This window comes from Myxococcus hansupus (assembly GCF_000280925.3).
In the GTDB taxonomy this organism is placed as follows: domain Bacteria; phylum Myxococcota; class Myxococcia; order Myxococcales; family Myxococcaceae; genus Myxococcus; species Myxococcus hansupus.
The window spans coordinates 17158-35499 of the sequence record NZ_CP012109.1; the positions used below are offsets into that span (position 1 = coordinate 17158).

14 protein-coding genes are annotated in these 18342 nt (G+C 68.2%); 10 read left to right on the top strand and 4 right to left on the bottom strand.

The genetic code is table 11. From position 1 onward, the window contains the following. Positions 1–23 precede the first annotated feature (23 nt). The 4 genes from A176_RS00075 (at position 24) to A176_RS00090 (ending at position 5161) form a co-directional block, all read left to right on the top strand. A complete protein-coding gene (locus A176_RS00075) occupies positions 24–551 on the top strand; it encodes a hypothetical protein (protein ID WP_002638034.1) in 528 nt (175 codons plus the stop codon). Positions 552–691: 140 nt separating this feature from the next. Next, entirely contained in the window at positions 692–2092 is a 1401-nt protein-coding gene (locus A176_RS00080) for a 3' terminal RNA ribose 2'-O-methyltransferase Hen1 (RefSeq protein WP_002638035.1), read from the top strand. Beyond that, entirely contained in the window at positions 2089–4650 is a 2562-nt protein-coding gene (locus tag A176_RS00085; protein ID WP_002638036.1) for a polynucleotide kinase-phosphatase, read from the top strand. The genes A176_RS00080 and A176_RS00085 overlap by 4 nt, the downstream gene beginning before the upstream one ends. A 49-nt stretch (positions 4651–4699) precedes the next feature. Then, positions 4700–5161: a hypothetical protein gene (locus A176_RS00090; protein ID WP_002638037.1), complete on the top strand. Its 462-nt coding sequence runs from the start codon at positions 4700–4702 to the stop codon at positions 5159–5161. On the opposite strand, the gene A176_RS00095 is transcribed toward A176_RS00090, so the two are convergent. Further along, positions 5126–6001 (bottom strand): SDR family NAD(P)-dependent oxidoreductase, encoded by an 876-nt coding sequence (locus A176_RS00095; RefSeq protein ID WP_044889871.1) that lies wholly within the window; start codon positions 5999–6001, stop codon positions 5126–5128. The genes A176_RS00090 and A176_RS00095 overlap by 36 nt on opposite strands. A gap of 98 nt (positions 6002–6099) precedes the next feature. Between A176_RS00095 and A176_RS00100 the strand changes: the two genes are divergently transcribed. Further along, on the top strand, positions 6100–6480 hold the full coding sequence (locus tag A176_RS00100) for a winged helix-turn-helix transcriptional regulator (protein ID WP_021781177.1): 381 nt from the start codon (positions 6100–6102) through the stop codon (positions 6478–6480). A 19-nt stretch (positions 6481–6499) separates the two neighbouring features. Here A176_RS00100 and A176_RS00105 read toward each other — a convergent pair whose 3' ends face one another. Beyond that, the gene (locus A176_RS00105; protein WP_044889870.1) at positions 6500–8164 is read right to left on the bottom strand and encodes a carboxylesterase family protein; all 1665 of its coding nucleotides are present in this window, start codon (positions 8162–8164) and stop codon (positions 6500–6502) included. 242 nt (positions 8165–8406) lie between these two features. Between A176_RS00105 and A176_RS00110 the strand changes: the two genes are divergently transcribed. Beyond that, positions 8407–9408, top strand: a complete 1002-nt coding sequence (locus A176_RS00110) for an alpha/beta fold hydrolase (protein WP_002638041.1) — start codon at positions 8407–8409, stop codon at positions 9406–9408. 63 nt (positions 9409–9471) lie between these two features. On the opposite strand, the gene rpsD is transcribed toward A176_RS00110, so the two are convergent. Beyond that, complete coding sequence (gene rpsD, locus A176_RS00115; protein ID WP_063787440.1) at positions 9472–10104, bottom strand: 30S ribosomal protein S4; 633 nt, start codon at positions 10102–10104, stop codon at positions 9472–9474. A 141-nt stretch (positions 10105–10245) separates the two neighbouring features. Here rpsD and A176_RS00120 point away from each other — a divergent pair, with 141 nt between their 5' ends. The 4 genes from A176_RS00120 to A176_RS00135 all read left to right on the top strand — a co-directional run bounded on the left by A176_RS00120 (position 10246) and on the right by A176_RS00135 (position 16879). Further along, positions 10246–10731: a hypothetical protein gene (locus A176_RS00120; RefSeq protein ID WP_144429473.1), complete on the top strand. Its 486-nt coding sequence runs from the start codon at positions 10246–10248 to the stop codon at positions 10729–10731. Next, positions 10728–11696, top strand: coding sequence for a peptidoglycan-binding protein (locus A176_RS39515; protein ID WP_002638044.1), 969 nt, complete (start codon positions 10728–10730; stop codon positions 11694–11696). The genes A176_RS00120 and A176_RS39515 overlap by 4 nt, the downstream gene beginning before the upstream one ends. A gap of 28 nt (positions 11697–11724) precedes the next feature. Then, positions 11725–12882: a hypothetical protein gene (locus A176_RS00130; protein ID WP_144429474.1), complete on the top strand. Its 1158-nt coding sequence runs from the start codon at positions 11725–11727 to the stop codon at positions 12880–12882. A gap of 382 nt (positions 12883–13264) precedes the next feature. Further along, on the top strand, positions 13265–16879 hold the full coding sequence (locus tag A176_RS00135; RefSeq protein WP_144429475.1) for an OTU domain-containing protein: 3615 nt from the start codon (positions 13265–13267) through the stop codon (positions 16877–16879). 24 nt (positions 16880–16903) lie between these two features. On the opposite strand, the gene A176_RS00140 is transcribed toward A176_RS00135, so the two are convergent. Continuing rightward, positions 16904–18331, bottom strand: a complete 1428-nt coding sequence (locus A176_RS00140) for an MATE family efflux transporter (RefSeq protein WP_002638046.1) — start codon at positions 18329–18331, stop codon at positions 16904–16906. Positions 18332–18342: the final 11 nt, after the last annotated feature.

An 18342-nucleotide genomic window follows, 5' to 3' on the forward strand; every position in this document is an offset into this window, starting at 1 on the left:
CCCCTTTCCAGGAGTTCCACAGGATGTCTCACTTCAAGATGCGGCTTCTCTCGTTGTCTGTCCTGACCCTGTCCCTCACGGCCGTTGGCTGTGGCCCCGCGGAGGAGGTGGCGCAGGAGTCGACGTTGGAGCAGTACTTCGATGAGGAGACCCTCCATGGCGGGCACGAGCACGACGGGGAGGTCTCCGCCATGGCGTCTCACGCGGCCTGCACGGGATTCTGTAACGACGAGTGCGTGGCGTATGCTCGCTGTCGGGCGCCTGGCCTCCCGTTTGGCCTGTTCACGTGGGGCGACAAGCGGGCCATCATCAATAGCAACCACGCGCACGTGGGCTGCGTCGCGATGATCCTGGGCTCCAACCCCGCCGGACACACCGCGTACGTCCAGGCCGTCAACACGTCCGTCAGCCCCCGCCGCATCACCCTGAACGAGTCCAACTGGGGCTCGCGCACGTGCAACACGCGCGCGGGTACGAAGGACAGCCTGAACATCACGAACTACTGGTGCCCGGGCTCGGTGCACACGGCGAGCTGCTCTGGCCCCATGTAGTCGGGCTGCCCGCCGGGTATTCGGGCACCGGGTGGGCCCTCGTTGTCAGGCTCACCCGGCCGTACCGGTCTTCGCCCCGCCAGGGTCCAGCGCCTCGGGACAGCACCTCCGAGGCGTCTTGGCCCCGCGATGGGAAGGCCATGCTGCTGACGCTTTCGACGACGCATTCCCCAGCGACCGACCTGGGGTACCTGCTCCACAAGAACCCGGAGCGGCCCCAATCCTTCGAGTTGTCCTTCGGTCAGGCCCACGTCTTCTATCCCGAGGCCACCGCCGAGCGCACCACCGTGGCGCTCCTGCTCGAAGTGGACCCTGTCGGGCTCGTGCGCAATCGCCGCGGGCCTCCTGGCGAAGGGGGCGCGCTCGAGCAGTACGTGAATGACCGGCCCTATGTGGCCTCCTCGTTCCTGAGCGTCGCGCTCGCGCGCACCTTCCGCTCGGCGATGTCGGGAGACAGCAAGGAGCGGCCTGAGCTGGCGGGGCAGCCGATTCCGCTCGTGGCCCGCCTCGCCGTGCTGCCCTGTCGCGGTGGCGAGCCCTTCCTGCGCAAGCTCTTCGAGCCCCTGGGCTACACCGTCACCGCCACGCGGCACGCGCTCGATGAGACGGTGCCGGACTGGGGTGACAGCCGCTACTTCACCGTCACGCTGGAGGCCCGCATGCGCGTGAGCGAGCTGCTCACCCACCTCTACGTGCTGGTGCCGGTGCTGGACGACGACAAGCATTATTGGGTCGGCGACGAGGAGGTGGAGAAGCTCCTGCGCCATGGCGAGGGCTGGCTCGCGTCGCACCCGGAGCGGGACCTCATCGCCCGGCGTTACCTGCGCCACCGCAGGAGTCTCGCGCGCGAGGCGCTGGAGCGGCTCGCAGGGGACGAGGCTCCGGAGCAGGCGGAGCGCGCGCAGGTGCGCAACCAGGAAGAGGCGGTGCTGGAGTCGCGGCTGAGCCTCAACGAGCAACGGCTCGCGGCGGTGGTCTCCGTCCTCCAGGAGCGCGGCGCCACGCGCGTGGTCGACCTGGGCTGCGGCGAGGGCAAGCTCCTCAAGGCCCTGCTCCAGGACCGGCGGTTCACGGACATCCTCGGCGTCGATGTGACATTCCGCACCCTGGAGATTGCCCGGGAGCGGTTGAACCTGGAGCGGATGCCCGAGCTTCAGCGGCGACGGGTGACGCTGCTCCATGGCTCCCTCATGTACCGGGACGCACGGCTCGCGGGCTTCGAGGCCGCGGCGGTTGTCGAGGTCATCGAGCACCTGGACCCGCCTCGGCTCGCGGCCTTCGAGCGAGTCCTCTTCGAGTTCGCGCGACCCAACACGGTGGTGCTCACCACGCCCAACGCCGAATACAACGTGCGCTTCGAGTCACTGCCCTCCGGCGCCTTCCGTCACCGGGACCACCGCTTCGAGTGGTCTCGGAGCGAGTTCGAGACGTGGGCCCAGCGCATGTGCGAGCGCTTTGGCTACAGCGTCCATTTCCTTCCCGTGGGGCCCGTGGACCCAGACGTCGGTGCTCCGACCCAGATGGCGGTGTTCTCCCGATGAAGCTCACCATTCCCGAACTGTCCCTGGTCCTGCTCATCGGCCCCTCCGGGTCGGGCAAGTCCACCTTCGCGCGACGGCACTTCAAGCCGACCGAGGTCCTCTCCTCGGATGCCTACCGCGGCATCGTCTGTGACGACGAGAACAGCATGGAGGCGACGAAGGACGCCTTCGAGACGCTGCGCTTCGTCGCGGCCAAGCGGCTCGCGCGAGGGCTGCTCACCGTCATCGACGCGACCAACGTGCAGCCGGAGGCACGCAAGCCCCTGGTGGCGCTGGCGCGCGAGTTCCACGTGCTCCCGGTGGCGGTGGTGCTGGATGTCCCGGAGAAGACCTGCCACGAGCGCAACCGTCAGCGGTCCGACCGGAGCTTCGGTCCCCACGTGGTGCGCAACCAGCTCCAGCAACTGCACCGCTCACTGCGCGGCCTGGAGCGAGAGGGCTTTCGCCACGTGCATGTGCTGAAGCCCGAGGTGCTGGAGTCGATGGAGTTCGTCCGCCAGCCGCTCTGGAACAACCTCAAGCACCTGCACGGGCCGTTCGACATCATTGGTGACGTCCACGGCTGTCGCGAGGAGCTGGAGGCGCTGCTGGGCAAGCTGGGCTACGACGTGCGCCCGCGCGCGGACGGCACCCCGGGGTTCGACGTGCGTCCGCCGGAGGGCCGCAAGGCCATCTTCGTGGGCGACCTGGTGGACCGCGGGCCCGACACACCCGGCGTGCTTCGGCTCGTCATGGGCATGGTGGAGGCGGGCAGCGCGCTGTGCGTGCCTGGGAATCATGAAGTGAAGCTGATGCGCAAGCTGCGGGGCCGGGACGTGAAGGTGTCTCACGGCCTGGCCCAGTCCCTGGAGCAACTGGAGCGCGAGCCGCCCGAGTTCCACAAGGCGGTGGTGGACTTCGTCGACGGGCTCGTCTCGCACTACGTCCTGGACGACGGGCGGCTGGTGGTGGCGCACGCGGGGCTCAAGGCGTCCATGCAGGGGCGCGGCTCCGGCCAGGTGCGTGAGTTCGCGCTGTACGGAGAGACGACGGGCGAGACGGACGAGTTCGGCCTCCCGGTGCGCTTCAACTGGGCGGCGGAGTACCGAGGCAAGGCAACAGTGGTGTACGGGCACACGCCCGTGCTCGAAGCGGACTGGCTCAACAACACGCTGTGCGTGGACACGGGCTGTGTGTATGGCGGCAAGCTGACGGCGGTGCGCTACCCGGAGCGGGAGCTCGTTTCGGTGCAGGCCGCGCGCGCCTACGCGGAGGCCATCCGGCCGCTGGGACAGGTCGCGGTGGGAGATGGGCTCAGCGCGCAGCAGGCGCACGACGACGTGCTGGACATCGAGGACGTGCTGGGCAAACGCGTGGTGACCACGCGGCTGGGCCAGAGCGTGACGGTGCGCGAGGAGAACGCCACCGCGGCGCTGGAGGCGATGAGCCGGTTCGCCATCGACCCGAAGTGGCTCGTGTACCTGCCGCCGACGATGTCGCCCTCGGAGACGAGCCAGGCGCCGGGCCATCTCGAACATCCCGCCGAGGCGTTCGCCTACTACCGCAAGGAGGGCGTGGCGAAGGTGGTGTGCGAGGAGAAGCACATGGGCTCGCGCGCGGTGGTGGTCGTGGCGCGCGACGAGGCGGCGGCGCGCCGGCGCTTCGGGGTGACCACGGGCGAGACGGGTGTCTGCTACACGCGCACGGGCCGGCGCTTCTTCTCGAACGCCACGCTGGAGGCGGCCTTCCTGGAGCGCGTGCGCGCGGGGCTCACGGCGTCCGGATTCTGGGAGGCGCACCAGACGGACTGGGCGTGCCTCGACGGCGAGCTGATGCCGTGGTCGCTCAAGGCCCAGGAGCTGCTGCGGGACCAGTACGCTGCGGTGGGCGCGGCCTCGCGCGCGGCGCTCACGGACGTGGTGTCGGTGCTGGGGCAGGCCACGGCGCGAGGCTTGGAGGTGGGCGCGCTGTCCGCCCGCTTCGGTGAGAAGGCCCGCAGCGTGGAGCGGTACGTGGACGCCTACCGGCATTACTGCTGGCCGGTGCGCTCGCTCGAGGACGTGCGGTTCGCGCCCTTCCACCTGCTGGCCACGGAGGGGGCGGCCCACGTGGACAAGGACCACGTCTGGCACATGGAGGCGCTGGCGAAGGTGTGCCAGGTGGACCCGGGGTTCCTCCTGGCCACGCCGTACCGGGTGGTGGCGCTGGAGGACGCGGACGCGGTGGCCGAGGGTGTGCGCTGGTGGGAGACCCTCACGGCGCGAGGCGGCGAGGGCATGGTGGTCAAGCCGCTCGACTTCATCGTGCGCGGGCGCAAGGGATTGCTCCAACCCGCCATCAAGTCACGAGGCCCGGAGTACCTGCGCATCATCTACGGCCCGGAGTACACCGCGCCCGAGCACCTGAACCGGCTGCGCCAGCGGGGACTGTCCACGAAGCGCTCGCTCGCGCTGCGGGAGTTCTCGCTGGGCGTCGAGGCGCTGGAGCGCTTCGCGCGCGGCGAGCCGCTGCGCCGCGTCCACGAGTGTGTCTTTGGCGTCCTCGCACTGGAGAGCGAGCCCGTGGACCCACGGCTTTGACGTATGCTTCATGTCCTGGCGCCCGGTGTGCTCAGGGGGAGGGACCCAGATGAACTTCCACGACGCGCCGTCCCCAGTCCTGTGGTGGGAGTCCAACCTGTGGTGGGTGCTGGCCTGCGCGATGTCCGTGGGCCCGGTCGTGGGCTCCTGGCTGCTTTGGAGCCCGCGTCAGTCGGGTGATGGCTTGCTGAAGGCGGCTGTCCCTGGCGCGCGCCGTGTCCCTGGGTGGGTGGACTCCGCTGCCTGGGCGCTGATGGCAGGCGCCCTCATGGGGCCCATGCTGTTTGTCGCGTCGTGGCTGATGGCGGAGCTCTCCCTGGAGCCGTTGTGTGAGGTGGTCGCGGGGGGCCTGCCTCCGTTCTCGTATTCACCCCTGCCGTGGTTCTTCGCGGCGCTGGGCGCCTGCGTGGGCGGTGGCGTCTACGTGTGGCGGATTCGCCGCCCGAGGGATGCGCGAGACGTGCTCCTGGCTGCGTCATCGAGCGTGGACCCGGCCCGCCTCTCTGCCTGAATCGTTCACCGTGAACTCGCGCTGATAGATGCCGTGGACCTCATCGAGGACCGCCTGCGCGCTGTGGGCGAAGGGCAGGGGCGTGACTTGGCCCTTGATGAGGAAGCTCCCGTTGGGGACACCGGGGCTCCCCAGGGCCGCGCTGTGAATCCGGCCCGCGCCCACTCTGGGTGGCTTGAAGAGGAACCGGGCCACGAGGCCGAGCGGCCACGGCATCCCCGCGCTTGCCGTGAGCGGCGTCTTGTTGGGCCCGGGGCACGCGGAGACGCTGGAGATACCCTGCGTGGACAGCTCATCCGCCAGCGCCTGCGTCCACAGGGACAAGGCCAGCTTGGAGCTGGCGTAGGCGCCCAGGAGTGGGCGGAACTTGCCCGTGGGGTGCGCGAGGCGCTTCGGTTCGAAGGACTTCACGTACAGCAGCGCGTTGGAGGACGTGTGGACCACCCGCTTCAACTCGCTGTTCGCCACGTTGGGAGCCAGGGCTCGCGTGAGCACATACGGCACGACGGTATTCACCTCGAAGCACAGCTCACGGCTTTGCGCTGAGAAGAGCAGCTCCCCGGGACCGACCGCCGCGTTGTTGAACAACACGTCGATGGAAGGCTCCTTCCGCGCAAGCTCCTGGAGGGCATCCCGGAGGCTCTGGAAGTCCGACAGGTCCGCACGGTAGGTCCGCAACCGGCCGGCTTCTTCAGCGGCGAGCACGTCGGGCGCCTCGGTGATGGGCGAGCGCACCAGCACCGCCACGTCCCAACCTTCCGCCAGAAGGCGTTGTGTCAGCGCGAGTCCGACACCTGTGCGCGCACCTGTGACCAGCGCCGTCCTCTTGCCGGGTCGCATGTCTGCTCTCCTTGTCGAGAATGTCTTTCGGTGCCCCGCTATATGGTGGCCACCGGATTTCCAAACAAGGACGCACTTTGAAGATACCGCCCTCGCCGATGGCGCTCCCCCCGGATGTCTGCAAGGAGGTCGGCGAGGTGCTGGCCCGCGTGGGAGACAAGTGGTCCATCCTCGTCATCCGGCACCTGCGCGAGGGCCCGGTCCGATTCAACGACCTGCGCAGGGACCTCGGCGGGATTACCCACAAGGTGCTGACGTCCACCCTGCGAGGACTGGAGCGTGACGGCTTCGTCCTGCGCACCGTTACGCCCACGGTGCCGCCGCGCGTGGACTACGCGTTGACGGAGCTTGGCCAGGAGTTGATGGAGCCCATCGACATGCTGGCGACCTGGGCGCTGCGCCGCCGTGCCGCCGTCCACCACGCTCGCGCCGCGTATGACGCTCGTGAAGAGCCTCCTCCGCGACGCGAGCCGAGCTGAACCCGTGGCAGCTTGCGGCTCAGGGGCGCTGCTGGGCCAGCATCCAGGCGAACACCTTGGGCTCCTTGTAGATGCGGTCCCAGATGTAGTGATTGCCATCATGGAGCAGGGTGAAGAGCAGGGGATTCACCGGCCCCGCGCCCGTGCTGTCGGTGTTCGTCTGCCCGGCAATCCACTCCCACTTCCCGGTACCGGGCCGGAAGAACGCCGTCGCCGTGATGGCTGGAGAGGGATAGGTGTCCATGACGGTCCCCGTGCCGCCCAGAGTCTGGCCGAAGTGCGTGAACCAGGCGGCGGTCGCCGTGTAGAAGATGTCGTTGTCGAGCAGGCCATGTGAGGCCCAGAGGGGCAGGTCCGCCTGGACAATCGACAGGGCATCAGCGGCGGTCGCGCCGTAGCCGCCGGTGCAGACGGGGATGGCGGCGGCGAGCTTCGCCGGGAATCGCGATGCATAGTTGAACGTCCCCGCGCCGCCCATGCTGAGGCCCGTCAGGTAGACGCGCTTCCTGTCTGTCTTGAGCGTCGACAGGATGTGCTCGAAGAAGGGGTCCAGGTGGTGCTGGACTTCATAGGCGCTCCAGAACCCCGACCTGCCGGTTTGCGGAGCGACCAGGATGAAGGGGTAGTCCTTCCCCTCCCGGTCGATGTACGCGAGCGGCCCGTTCCGGCGGACCCACTTCAGTTCGGCGCTGTCGCCATTTCCCTGCTCGCCCATGCCGTGGAGGAAGAAGACGACGGGCCAGTTCTCGCCTTCCTCGTAACCGGGAGGCAGGTACAGGACATGGCCATAGCCACCCGGCGTCGACGAGGACCGGTAGACCTCCTGCACGGTGCCTCGTCCCGTGGCGGCGGGCCTGACGTGGACCTGCGTCCTGTCGCTGGCGGTGGCGCCGTCATCGTCCGTCGCCGTCAGCTCGAACGCGTAGAGCCCCTGCACCAGACCGGAGGCCGTCGCGGTGAGCGCCGTGGCGCCCGTCAGCGTCGCGGTGTTGGGGCCGGCGACCTGCGTCCATTGCCTCGCCACCACCGTCCCATCGCTGTCCGTCGCCGTGCCCGTCAAGGTGACGGTGTTCGTGGGCAGCACCACCGTTTGGTCCGCTCCCGCGGAGACCGTGGGGGGAAGGTTGGCGGGCGGCTCACCCGTCACGGGGGCGCCGTAGATGACGACCTCGTTCATGCCCGCGTAGCGGGTCCTCGACAGATGGATGTACCGCGTGCGTTGGGTGACGGGCACCACCCACCAGGCCTGCCACCGGGTCAGGGTGATGCTCGTCATCGGTGTCCACGCGCCCGGCTCGCCCACCGCGAAGGAGACCGTCCCGCTGTCGAAGGTGTCGAAGACCGCGATGTCCGTGAGGTCGTGCGGCGCGCCCAGGTCGATGATGAGACCCATGGGGTACGCCGCGTCGTTGAAGATGACGTCGCCCCAGGTCGTGAGGGGATTGGAGCCTGTCCCCGCACGGGGGTCCCCGACGAGCGCCTGCTCATCGAACAGGTTCTGGTACGGACCCGCGACCGGGCGGAGGCCGTCGGGCTGCACCATGGCCGCGGTGATGGTCAGCTTGCTGCTCGTGACCAGCGGCATCGCCGTGTCGGCCAGAGGGCCTTCGGGCTCGGGGCTGCCGCAACCGGACAACAACGCCAGGGCAAGGGCCGCTCTTGTGATGCTGTCATGAATTTGCATGGGAATCCCAATGGCAAGAGGGGAACCCGCCATTGGAGCAATGACAGTGCTTCAGGGGAAGTCTTTGTTTGCGCGAATGGATGGCGGGAGCTGCCTTTTCCAGTTCGCGCAATGCCCCTGACGTGCGTGTAGGCCCCCTGGGCCGTGCGGGCCAGATGAGGGGCATCCCTTAGGGGCGCTGGTATGGAAAGGAGGCCCCCTCCAGAATCGCCAGTCTCCTTTCGGACGAAAGCTCCAATCACATGCGAACGATACGCCTCGGTGCCGCGCTGCTCTTGTTGGCTGCTTGTGATTCCACGACGCCGGACCCCGCTCCGGATGACCCGCCCGGACTTCACCGGGTGACGCGCATGCAGGCCACGCGGGGTGTCCAATTGGAGGTGCTCGACTTCGGCGGCGAAGGACCGGCCTTGGTGTTCCTCGCGGGCATGGGCAGCACCGCGCACGTCTACGACGAGCTGGCCCCCGAGTTCCGCGCCACCCATCACGTCTACGCCCTCACCCGGAGAGGCTTCGGGGCCTCGGACTGGCCTGACTCGGGTTACGACACCGCCACCCTGGGCGGCGACGTCGTGAAGGTGTTGGATGGGCTGGGTCTTTCGAAGGCGTCCTTCGTGGGCCACTCCCTCGCGGGGGACGAGCTGACATGGCTCGCGCTCCATCACCCCTCGCGCGTGGACGCGCTCGTGTACCTGGACGCGACGGACAGCCGGGGGCGAATCGCCGCGTTCCTGGAGGGCTCGCCGCTGCCGCCGTTGCCGTTCTCCGTGCTGGACGGCCTCCCTTCACGCGAGGCCGTGGCGGAGCGGCTGGCGCGGGACCTGGGCGGAAGACTTCCCTCGCATGAGCTCGAACAGTCCTACGTGTTCGACGCCACCACGGGCGCCTACGCGGGAGAGCGCCGCCATGCCAGGGCCACGGAGCAGTGTGTCCGGGGGGCCGCCGTCCAGGACCTCACGCGCGTGCCGGGGCCGGTGTTGTCCCTGCATGACGGTCAGGGTTTCACCGGTTGGGTGGAGGTGCTCGCCACGAGCGAAGCACTGCCCACGGACTTCCGGCAGCGGCTGCGTGACTTCCTGCCCACCCTCCGCCAACACGAAGCGGAACAAGAGGCCGCGCTCCAACGCCACCCAGGCTGGCGGCATCTGTACCTGGAGCGCGCGGGCCACTACATCTGGCTCACGAACCGCGCCGACGTGGTGACGCGGATGCGTGAGTTCTTCGCCAACACCACCGCGCCATGACGGCGGGCGGCACCGCGGCCGTCTGCCCGTGCGACCCGCGCGGGCAGACAGGTGCGCGGCGGGTTAGCTGCGCTGCGCGTAGTACTCGACGATGAACGGCTCGTTCACGTCGACGGGAATCTCCTCGCGCTCGGGCAGGCGGGTGTAACGCAGACCCTCGCCATTGCCCAGCACCTGCACGTAGCCGGGCACGGGGCGCGACTTCATGCGGTTGAAGGACTCCTGCACCACGGCGAGCTTCAGGTGCGCCGCGTGGTACCGGACCTCGCTGCCGGGCTTCAGCCGGAAGCTGGGGATGTCCGTCGCCTTGCCGTCCACCAGGAAGTAGCCGTGGCGCACGAACTGGCGCGCCTGACGGATGCTCGTGGCCAGGCCCGCGCGCAGCACCATCGCGTCCAGCCGGCTCTCCAGCAACTGCAGCAGCACCGTACCGGTGTTACCCGGCGCACGCCGCGCTTCCAGGAAGGCCGCACGGCACTGCTTCTCCAGCAAGCCGTAGTACAGCTTCAGCTTCTGCTTCTCGCGCAGACGGCGCGCGAAGTCGCTCACGCTCGTACGCGCGGTGGCACCGTGCTGACCAGGGGGGTAGGGCCGGCGCAACACCGGGTCCTTGTCCGGGTCCTTCGCGGTGATGCGCGAAAGCGGAATCCCCAGTCGACGACACATCTTTCCCCGCGGTCCCAAGTCGCGTGCCACGTCGTATTCCTCCGACCCTCTCCCGGTGTGAATATCGGGATGAATTTGATAATCAGTATCAATTTCATTACCTTCGGATCAGGGTCGCCGTCAAGTCCGGAATTTCAGGTGGGGTGGGGGCGGTAAGACGCTTCAGGTAACATGTCTCAGCCAGAGGCGAGCCTGCGCCCTGGTGTGAACAACTCCTCGGAGAAGCACCCCATGTTGCGCATCCGCGCGGATCAACTGGGCATTCTGCGTGATGACGCGGTCCGGCGCAGGGCCCGGGAACTCATCGAGCGCTACACCGTGAGTGCCCGGTTGGCGCTGTCCGAAGGCCGCGAGCAGCCACCCGCGGTGAAGGACGTTCGGGCGGCGGTGACGACCGTGGTGGAGCGTGGCGTCACCGGTGAAGCGGAGGTCCATGGCTACGTGGCGCTCGCGGAGGCGGAGGCGTTTCCCGTCGAGCGAGGCGATGCGGCGTGTTGTTTCCTGGCCTACCTGGACGACACCGACGTCACGGACCCTGGTGAACGTGTGCGGCGGCTGCTGTTGGCCGCGGAGGAGCGGCGTGTGATTGCGGAAGAGAACCGCCGTGTGGAAGCGGCGTTCCTGTCTCGGCGTCCGGCCTCGGGAGGCACGTCATGACGGGAGGCTTTGCCTCGGACCCCGCCATCCAACCTTGCTCGCGCGAGCGGTCCTTCATCGAGGTCGTGGTGGTGGGGGATGACCAGGCGCCGCTCCCCGACATGGTGTTGGAGCTGCGCGAGCCCGGCTCGCACCGCGTCGTCCGCGCGCGGACGGACAAGCACGGCCGGTTCCGTTTTCGTGGCTTGAAGCCCGGCGCCCATGACGTGCGGCTGCCGGGCGTGGACCCGTCGCTGTGGCGCCCGCTGGGCTGGATGGCGTTGAAGCCGGAGGGGGAGGCGGCCTCGGAACCCCCTTGGGCGGAGCCTCCTCCCGATGAGGCCATCACCTGGACGTGCCGGGGCCATGAGACGCTGGGCATCGTGGCCGCGCGTCTGGGGCTGCGTCCGTCCCGGCTCGTCGAGCAGCAGCAGGGCGCTGCGCCCGCGCAGGACGTCCCGCTCGCGCAAGGCGCGGTGCTCCAGGCGGAGCCGCCGCCCGTGCGGTGGGAGTCCGTGGCCACGGGGCGCCGGCAGGTCCTGCATCGCATCGGTCTGCCCGTGTCGCTCGTGTTGCGGATGCGTGATGACCTCCATGCGCCGCGTGGCCGCCGGCCGTATCTGCTGAAGATTTCGCTGGAGACAGGCGCCGCGCTTCCGCACCGGCGGGGCACCACGGATGAGGAGGGGCGCGTGGTGGAGTTGTTGCCGCCCTCCGCGTCCTCGGGCGAGCTGCTGCTGGACCTGGGCTCGGGCGCGCCCGTGAAGATGAAGCTCCGGTTCGCGGCGCTGCCCATCCCCGCTGAGGACGCGGGGCTCCAGCCACGGCTGGAGAACCTGGGCTATCCCTGCGGCGGTGAGCGCGGCGCGCCGGGGCCGCATACCCGCGCGGCGCTCCAATGGTTCCAGTACGCCTCCGGGTTGCCCGTCACGGGCGAGGCGGACGCGGACACCCGTCTCCTGCTCTTCGCGCTGCACCAGTCCTGAGCGGACGCAGCTTCACGAGGTCATCACCATGGCGTGTCCCCACCTGGATGGCAGCCCCGCGACGATGGGCATCCCCCAGCACCTGTGCCCGGGCTGTGGCCCTGTCTGCGCCGCCTGTTGGCCGACACACGTGTGTCCGGCCACTGCGTCTCCATCCATGGACGTGGAGGAGGAAGAGGAGGAGGACATCCAGGTAGAGCCCGACCCCAACAGCATGGACGTGGACGAGGACGCCACCCCGAACAGCATGGAGGGCGTGGAGGGGTTGTTCGACCTGGATGACTGGGACGAGGAGGAGCTCCTCGACTCAGGCACGTTCGAGCGCAGAAGCACCGGGGACATGTTGAGCGAGGTGTCGCAAGCGGTGTCCGCGGACGAGGCCCACCTCCCGGAGACCGACCTTCCCGACGAGGACCTCACCCAGGACGAGCCCTCCGAAACCGTTGTTCCGCTGGGGGCGACGAGCACGTTGGCGCCCGTGGAGAAGGCGAAGCGCCCGGTACAACTGCGGCTCCTGCTGTGGAACGTGGCCAATCTCGGCGGCAAGTTCGGCTATCCCTACCCACGTCCCCAAACCACCATCGATGCGACCGCGCGCATCATCCACGCGGCGAAGCCCGACGTGGTGACCATCCTGGAGGTGCTGGAGCGCGGACAACCGGACCGTGCGCCCAAGCCCCCCGTGGCCATCTCCGCCAGGCCTCCTCGTGGAGCCCAGAACAAGGACTGGGAGGCGTTGCTCGACCACTTCGATTGCCTGGAGGGGGAAGGGATGGCCGATGTGCTGATGTCCCAAGTCGGGCCTGCCTTCATCAACAGGGTCCAGGCCGCCATCTGGCCAGGCGCCGCGCCCCACGCGGATGAGCCCGCTTCGGCCTTCACCATTCCCGGCTTGACCGTGGAGTGGGTGAATCAGGCGTGGGACGCCACCTGCAAGAAGCAGCTCGCGGCGGCGTTTCCGAAGCCGGCCACGGAAGAAACCGCTTCGGCCGATGAAGAAGACGACGAGGCGGAGACCGCGCAAATCCTCGCGGAAGGCATCGCCAACCGACGCCCGGGGCCGGAGCCGGCGCTGGCGGACTGGCGCTCCAAGGTGATGCCGCTGCTGGTGCAGGAGGAGTACACGCACTGGTACCAGCGCGCCGAGCGGAACTACGAGACCTCGGGGAGAACGAAGAGGGGCTGACCCCCGCGGAGGCGAAGGCCCGCGACTCTCGGTGCTCCGTCGCGCTCGATGAAATCCGCGAGGTCATCAGCTACCGCTGGAGGCACTTCTTCTTCGCCTTGATGGGAAAGAAAGCGCCAGCTTGGAAGAAGAAGCCGGCCAAGGAGTCCAAGGATGCGCTCGACCTCCAATTCCTCTGGTACCAGCTTCTGCTGTCGAACCAGAAGGGCGCCACCGAGGACTACGAACGACGCGTGAAGGAGTATGAAGCGCGCCAGGCGCAGAAGAAGAGCAAGTCGACGGCGCACCCGGGCATCGAGGAGTTCATCGCCATCCGGGATTCGCTCAACGCCCTGGGGGCGCCACCTATGATTCGTGGCCGCCCAAGGTCCCCGAAGAGGCCGTGGAGGGTTTGTACACCCGGGCGGAGACGTATGGCGTCCTGTGGCGCAAGGACCGCATCCAGGTGTCGTTGGAGGACGTGAAGTACCTGCGAGACCACGCGAAGGACGCGGAGATGAAGCCCGTGGTCTTCGACAAGCGCGAGCCCCTGGTCGTGCCCATCCAGGTGCTCGAGGCGGAGGGCGCCCCGCGGCTGGGCATCATTCCCTGGCATGCACCGGCCCCCAGCACCGGCAACTCCGCCGCGCGCGCCAAGGACTTTCCCGCGTTCATCCAGTACTGCCAGCAAGCGCGCAAGGCCCAGCACCTGGAGGTGTTGCTCTCCGACCTCAACGTCGACACCGAGAAGCCCCGGGAGTTGGTGGAGCACTGTGACATCGAGCTGAGCTGGGGCGAGCTCTTCACCGGAATTCGCGGCCCGAACGCGCCCGACACCGACCTGTTGGCGCACAACGAGGGTTGGTCGACGCTGCCCAAGAGCAAGTTCCGGCCCTGGGCGGTCAATGATGTCGACGTCGCGAAGCGGCTCAGCCCGTCGTGGAGCAAGTCCATCGAGCAACTCAAGGAGCAAGCCGGTTCGATGGAGCCAGGGCCCGAGCGGTCCGGGCTGGAGTCGAGCGCCAAATGGATGTCTGGCTTCACGAACCTGCTGGATGCCTTGAAGAAGCGGATGGGGAGCAACGACTTCGAACCCGCGGTGATGCCCAAGAGCGGGAAGCTGGTTCCGCAGCGGTTTGGTTCACCCAAGGCGTTGCTGGGGCACATCGAGAGCTTCGCGTCACCCCCGCAGCGCCGGTTTGGCGCGAGCGCCTACGACAAGATTTGTCCCATCTCCACCCAGTCAGGAACCTGGCAGCTCGTCTATCAATCGGGCTTTGTCGTTCCGTTTCCTCACGCGTTCCTCTACGCGGATGAACCGGAGCTGCTCTTCATGCCGGAGGCGTCGTTGCCGGTGCGAGTGCGTCCCTGGGTGCGCTTGTTGGAGGGCAGTGAAGAGGGACGGGCCATCCTCGACGAGCTGCGCCCCAAGGCGAAACGGCCCGCGAAGAACAAGACCGAGCAGGAGCGGTACGAAGCCCTCATGGCCGCGGCGCGGAACCTGAGTGACCACATGCCGGTGGTGGCGGACCTGCTGCTGATGGACACGTCCGTGCCGCTCCTGCCCGTGGAAGAGAAGCCCTTCGTGCCCGTGCCGATTCAACCCGTGCCCAAGCGCATCGAGGACCTTTGCGCGAACTACGAGGCCGCGCCGGAGGGCTCGGACCGGGACAAGGCCTTGAGTGCCCTGCTCGAGGGCTGGGGTGGTGCCTCGGGGGAGGAGCGGAACACCGCTGCCACGCGGCGGGTCGAAGGCGCGCTCCAGCATCACGAGGCCGTCTCCGAGGCGCGAGACAAGACGGAGGACCTGGAGCTTCGCCACACGTCGCGCAAGCAGAAGGCGCTGCCCGGAAAGGCCTCGAATGCGAAGAAGCTGACCACCCACCTGGCGGAGCAGCATCAGCACGTGGTGCCCAACCTCGGCGGTGGAGACTGCCTCTTTCGCAGCCTCGCGCAGCTCGTGTTCGGAGATGAGAGCCGGCATGCGGAGATTCGTCAGGCGGTGGTGAACCACCTGGAAGACCTGCTGGCGGGCCAGAGCCTGGATGCGGGCAATCAGGTGGGGCCGGAGAGCCTGGCGAACTTCCGCCAGGCGATGCAGGAGCTGCTCGACTGGCACCGGGCGGAGTGGCCGGAGGCGCTCGCCTACCAGCAGGTCCACGGCATTTCGGAGTGGCAGCAATACCTCCTGGGGATGCGCCACGCGGGTGAGTGGGGTGACCTCATCGCCATCAGCGCCGCCTCCCACCTGTTCGGGGTGCGCTTCCGGGTGCACGCCCGGCTCGTGGGCGGCGCGTTCTGGACGGACGAGGTGAACTTCGTCAACGCGGCGCAGGTCGAGGTGCGCGAGTACACGCTGCTGAACTCCGGCAACTACCACTTCGAGCTGGTGCTGGGGGACGACGTGGGGGCGCTGGGGGCCGGCTTCGTGGCGACCCCGCCGGGATGGGGGGCCCTCGCCGTGGCGAGGCGCCTGGTGGCCGATGCTCCCGTCGTCGCGAAGTCCAGCCATGCGATGGACGTGACGCAGGACGAGGTGTCGTCCCCTTCAACGGTGACGGATGGCGAAGGCCGCGTGCTGAACGGCAAGGCCTCCCATGGTGCGAAACTCGCTCATGCGCCCGTCATTCTCTGGGACTCGAACTTCCATTGGCAGCTCGTGGATGCCGTGGCCAATCCAGACTGCCTCTTCGTCTTCGGAGAGAACGAGGCCTGGAAGAAAACGCCACCCCACCCGAGACAGACCAATACCCAGGCGCTGCTTCGCCAAGAGCCCAATGCCATTGGCTTGCGGACCTGCTGGAAGCCTTCGGCCAGGCCCCTGGAAAAGGGCAACATGGTGGAGGGGGAGCACGCCGTGCGGAACGTGCCCGCCATCACCGAGGACCTGGACGAGGTGATGACCGCGCTCAAGACGAAGAAGTTCCGCGCGCTCGTCATCCCCTGGGACATGCACGCGAACAGCGTGGCCTTGGGAATTGGCGTCGCCAATCTGCCGGGGTACGCGCCGTCCACCTACAAGTTCCTCAACGCCGAGATTCTCAAGCTCATCGATTGGGCCAAGAAGCACCTGGGCACCGTGCAGGTGCTGTCGCGAAACACGGGGCTCGTGCCTTCGGTGGCGCAGAGCCACCCGAAGACGCTGTTCATCGACGAGACCTCCGAGGCGATGCGGCATGCGGGACCACCGGATGGGAGCAGCTCGTTCGTGCTGGGCGCCGAGGACAACATCCTCCGCGTGAGCACGTTGCTCTTCCCGGGGGCGGAGTCCGCCGAGGATGGGTTGCTCACGGACGACACCGAGCAGGACAACGTGAAGCGGCTCGACCGGGACTTCGACGACATCGAGCAGAAAATCAAAAGCGGGCACTTCCACAGCGTGTCCGTGCCCGCCGATTCGGACGGAAAGTTCATCCTGGGCGAGCAGTTGGGCCGGCTGAAGACCTCCGCTCCGAAGACCTGGCAGCACCTGGAGTCGAGGCTTCAGCGACTCGTCGAGCTGTGCGAGGCGACGCGCGTGGTGGACAACAGCGCCTCGGGCGCGACGACGTCACTGGGGCACCCGGGCTCCGGTGATGAGGCCGAGGCGTTCAAGCGGAAGGGGAAGCGTCCCTCGGGCGAGTGGGGCGGGGGCGACGTGGGCCCTGCGTCGGCGAAGCGGCCGAGGAAGGTCTCGAAGCTGAAAGGGAAGTTGCCCACCGACGCGTTCGACGACGAATCAGAGCTGCCGGAGCCGAGCCACCTTCAGACTGAAGATGCGCTGGGGCTGGAGCCCGCGAAGCCAAAACAGAAGCGCAAGCGCTCTTCCGAGGACCTGGAGTCGCAGGCGCAGGAGGACGACGAAGCCACGCAGGAGATGGACAACGCCGACCTCATGCAGGACGTCGCCTACAGCCAGGACGAGGAGGAAGAGGTGCGAGAGGATGACGTGCCCGTGCCTCCTCCCAAGAAGAAGAAAAGTCGCATCGAGATTCCGTCCGAAACCCCTCCACCAGGGGATGAGGAGGAGGGGGACTGAGTTCAGAAGGGCCGCGTGGCTCGCTCAGGGGACGCGCGGCGCCGTCTCCCGGAAGACGGCGCCCGCGAGCACCGCGACGACGGTGACGCCGGCGTAGGCGACGAGTCCGGCGGAGACCATGGCGAACAGGGAGGTGAGTCCCGCGTCGAGCCCCGCCGCGACGAACCACCCGGCGCCCGCGCTGATGACCAGGCGCGAGGTGCCCGCCAGGAAGGGCCACAGCACGCGGCCCGCGCCTTGCGCGGCGAACGCGAGCACGAAGCCCAGTCCCAGGAACCCGTAGAACGGCGCCACGATGCGCAGGTAGTCCAATCCCGGCGCCACGACGGCCGGCTCGCGGCTGAAGGCATGCAGCCAGACTTCCGGCGCCAGGGAGGCGGCGAGCCCGATGACCGCCGCGGCCGCGAAGCCCAGTCCTCCCCCCAGCCACGCGATGCGCCTGGCGCGCTCGTGTTGCCCCGCTCCCACGTTGGTGCCCACCAACGTCAACACGGCCGTCCCCAGACCGAAGAGGACCGGGATGATGAGGTAGTCCAGGCGCGAGGCCATGCCATAACCGGCGAGCGCCTCCACGCCGTACAGGCCCACGACGCCCGTGATGACCATCACCATCACGTTGGGTTGCAGCGTGCTCACCGCCGTCAGGAGCCCCACTCGGAGGATGTCGCGGAGCAGGCGCGGCTCCACCGGGCCTCGCTTGAGACGGACCGAGGCCTTTCCGGAGGCCAGGTACCGCAGCAGCCAGAGCGTCGCGCCCACGTAGAACAGGGACATCGCGAGCCCCGCGCCCGCGAGGCCCATGGCGGGCACCGGGCCGAAGCCGAAGATGACCACCGGTGTGACGACGAGGAACACGGCGGCGCCCACCAGCGTCATCAGCGCCGGGACACGCACGTCACCCGCGCCGCGCAGCGCCGCCGCGAGCAGGTTCACGAGCCAGAAGGGAATCGAGCCCAGGAACACGTAGTTCGAATACTGGAGCGCGGCGTCCAACGCTCCCGCCTCGCCGCCCAGCGCCCGGTACAGGGCGGGCCCTGTCCACCAGGCGAGGATGCTGAAGAAGAGGCCAATGCCCAGCGCCAGCACCACGGCATGCCAGACCAGGGCGTTCGCGTCGTCTTGTCGGTTCGCGCCCAGGGCGCGCGCCACCGCGGAGGCCACGCCGCTGCCAATGCCTCCGTTGGACATCATCGTCATCAACATCACGACGGGAAAGACCAGGGAGACGCCCGCCAGCGCGTCCGTGCCCAGGAAGCTCGCGTACCAGTTCTCCGCCACGCCCACCAACGACTGGGCAATCAGCACCAGCGTGGTGGGCACGGCCAGGTGGAGCAGGGGCTTCAGCAGGGGCCCTCGCAGCATCGCTTCTTGAAGGGCGGTGCGGCCGGAGGGCGCGGGGCTGGGGGCTGCGTCTGGACGTGGGGCTGCGTCGCTGCTCGCTGCGTCACCCATGGGATGTCACC

What these genes read in the sequence shown, in the direction of transcription:
- A176_RS00075 (WP_002638034.1), top strand. Translation starts at nt 24, where the DNA reads ATGTCTCACTTCAAGATGCGGCTTCTCTCGTTGTCTGTCCTGACCCTG.
- A176_RS00080 (WP_002638035.1), top strand. Translation starts at nt 692, where the DNA reads ATGCTGCTGACGCTTTCGACGACGCATTCCCCAGCGACCGACCTGGGG.
- A176_RS00085 (WP_002638036.1), top strand. Translation starts at nt 2,089, where the DNA reads ATGAAGCTCACCATTCCCGAACTGTCCCTGGTCCTGCTCATCGGCCCC.
- A176_RS00090 (WP_002638037.1), top strand. Translation starts at nt 4,700, where the DNA reads ATGAACTTCCACGACGCGCCGTCCCCAGTCCTGTGGTGGGAGTCCAAC.
- A176_RS00095 (WP_044889871.1), bottom strand. Translation starts at nt 6,001, where the DNA reads ATGCGACCCGGCAAGAGGACGGCGCTGGTCACAGGTGCGCGCACAGGT.
- A176_RS00100 (WP_021781177.1), top strand. Translation starts at nt 6,100, where the DNA reads ATGGCGCTCCCCCCGGATGTCTGCAAGGAGGTCGGCGAGGTGCTGGCC.
- A176_RS00105 (WP_044889870.1), bottom strand. Translation starts at nt 8,164, where the DNA reads ATGCAAATTCATGACAGCATCACAAGAGCGGCCCTTGCCCTGGCGTTG.
- A176_RS00110 (WP_002638041.1), top strand. Translation starts at nt 8,407, where the DNA reads ATGCGAACGATACGCCTCGGTGCCGCGCTGCTCTTGTTGGCTGCTTGT.
- A176_RS00120 (WP_144429473.1), top strand. Translation starts at nt 10,246, where the DNA reads ATGTCTCAGCCAGAGGCGAGCCTGCGCCCTGGTGTGAACAACTCCTCG.
- A176_RS39515 (WP_002638044.1), top strand. Translation starts at nt 10,728, where the DNA reads ATGACGGGAGGCTTTGCCTCGGACCCCGCCATCCAACCTTGCTCGCGC.
- A176_RS00130 (WP_144429474.1), top strand. Translation starts at nt 11,725, where the DNA reads ATGGCGTGTCCCCACCTGGATGGCAGCCCCGCGACGATGGGCATCCCC.
- A176_RS00140 (WP_002638046.1), bottom strand. Translation starts at nt 18,331, where the DNA reads ATGGGTGACGCAGCGAGCAGCGACGCAGCCCCACGTCCAGACGCAGCC.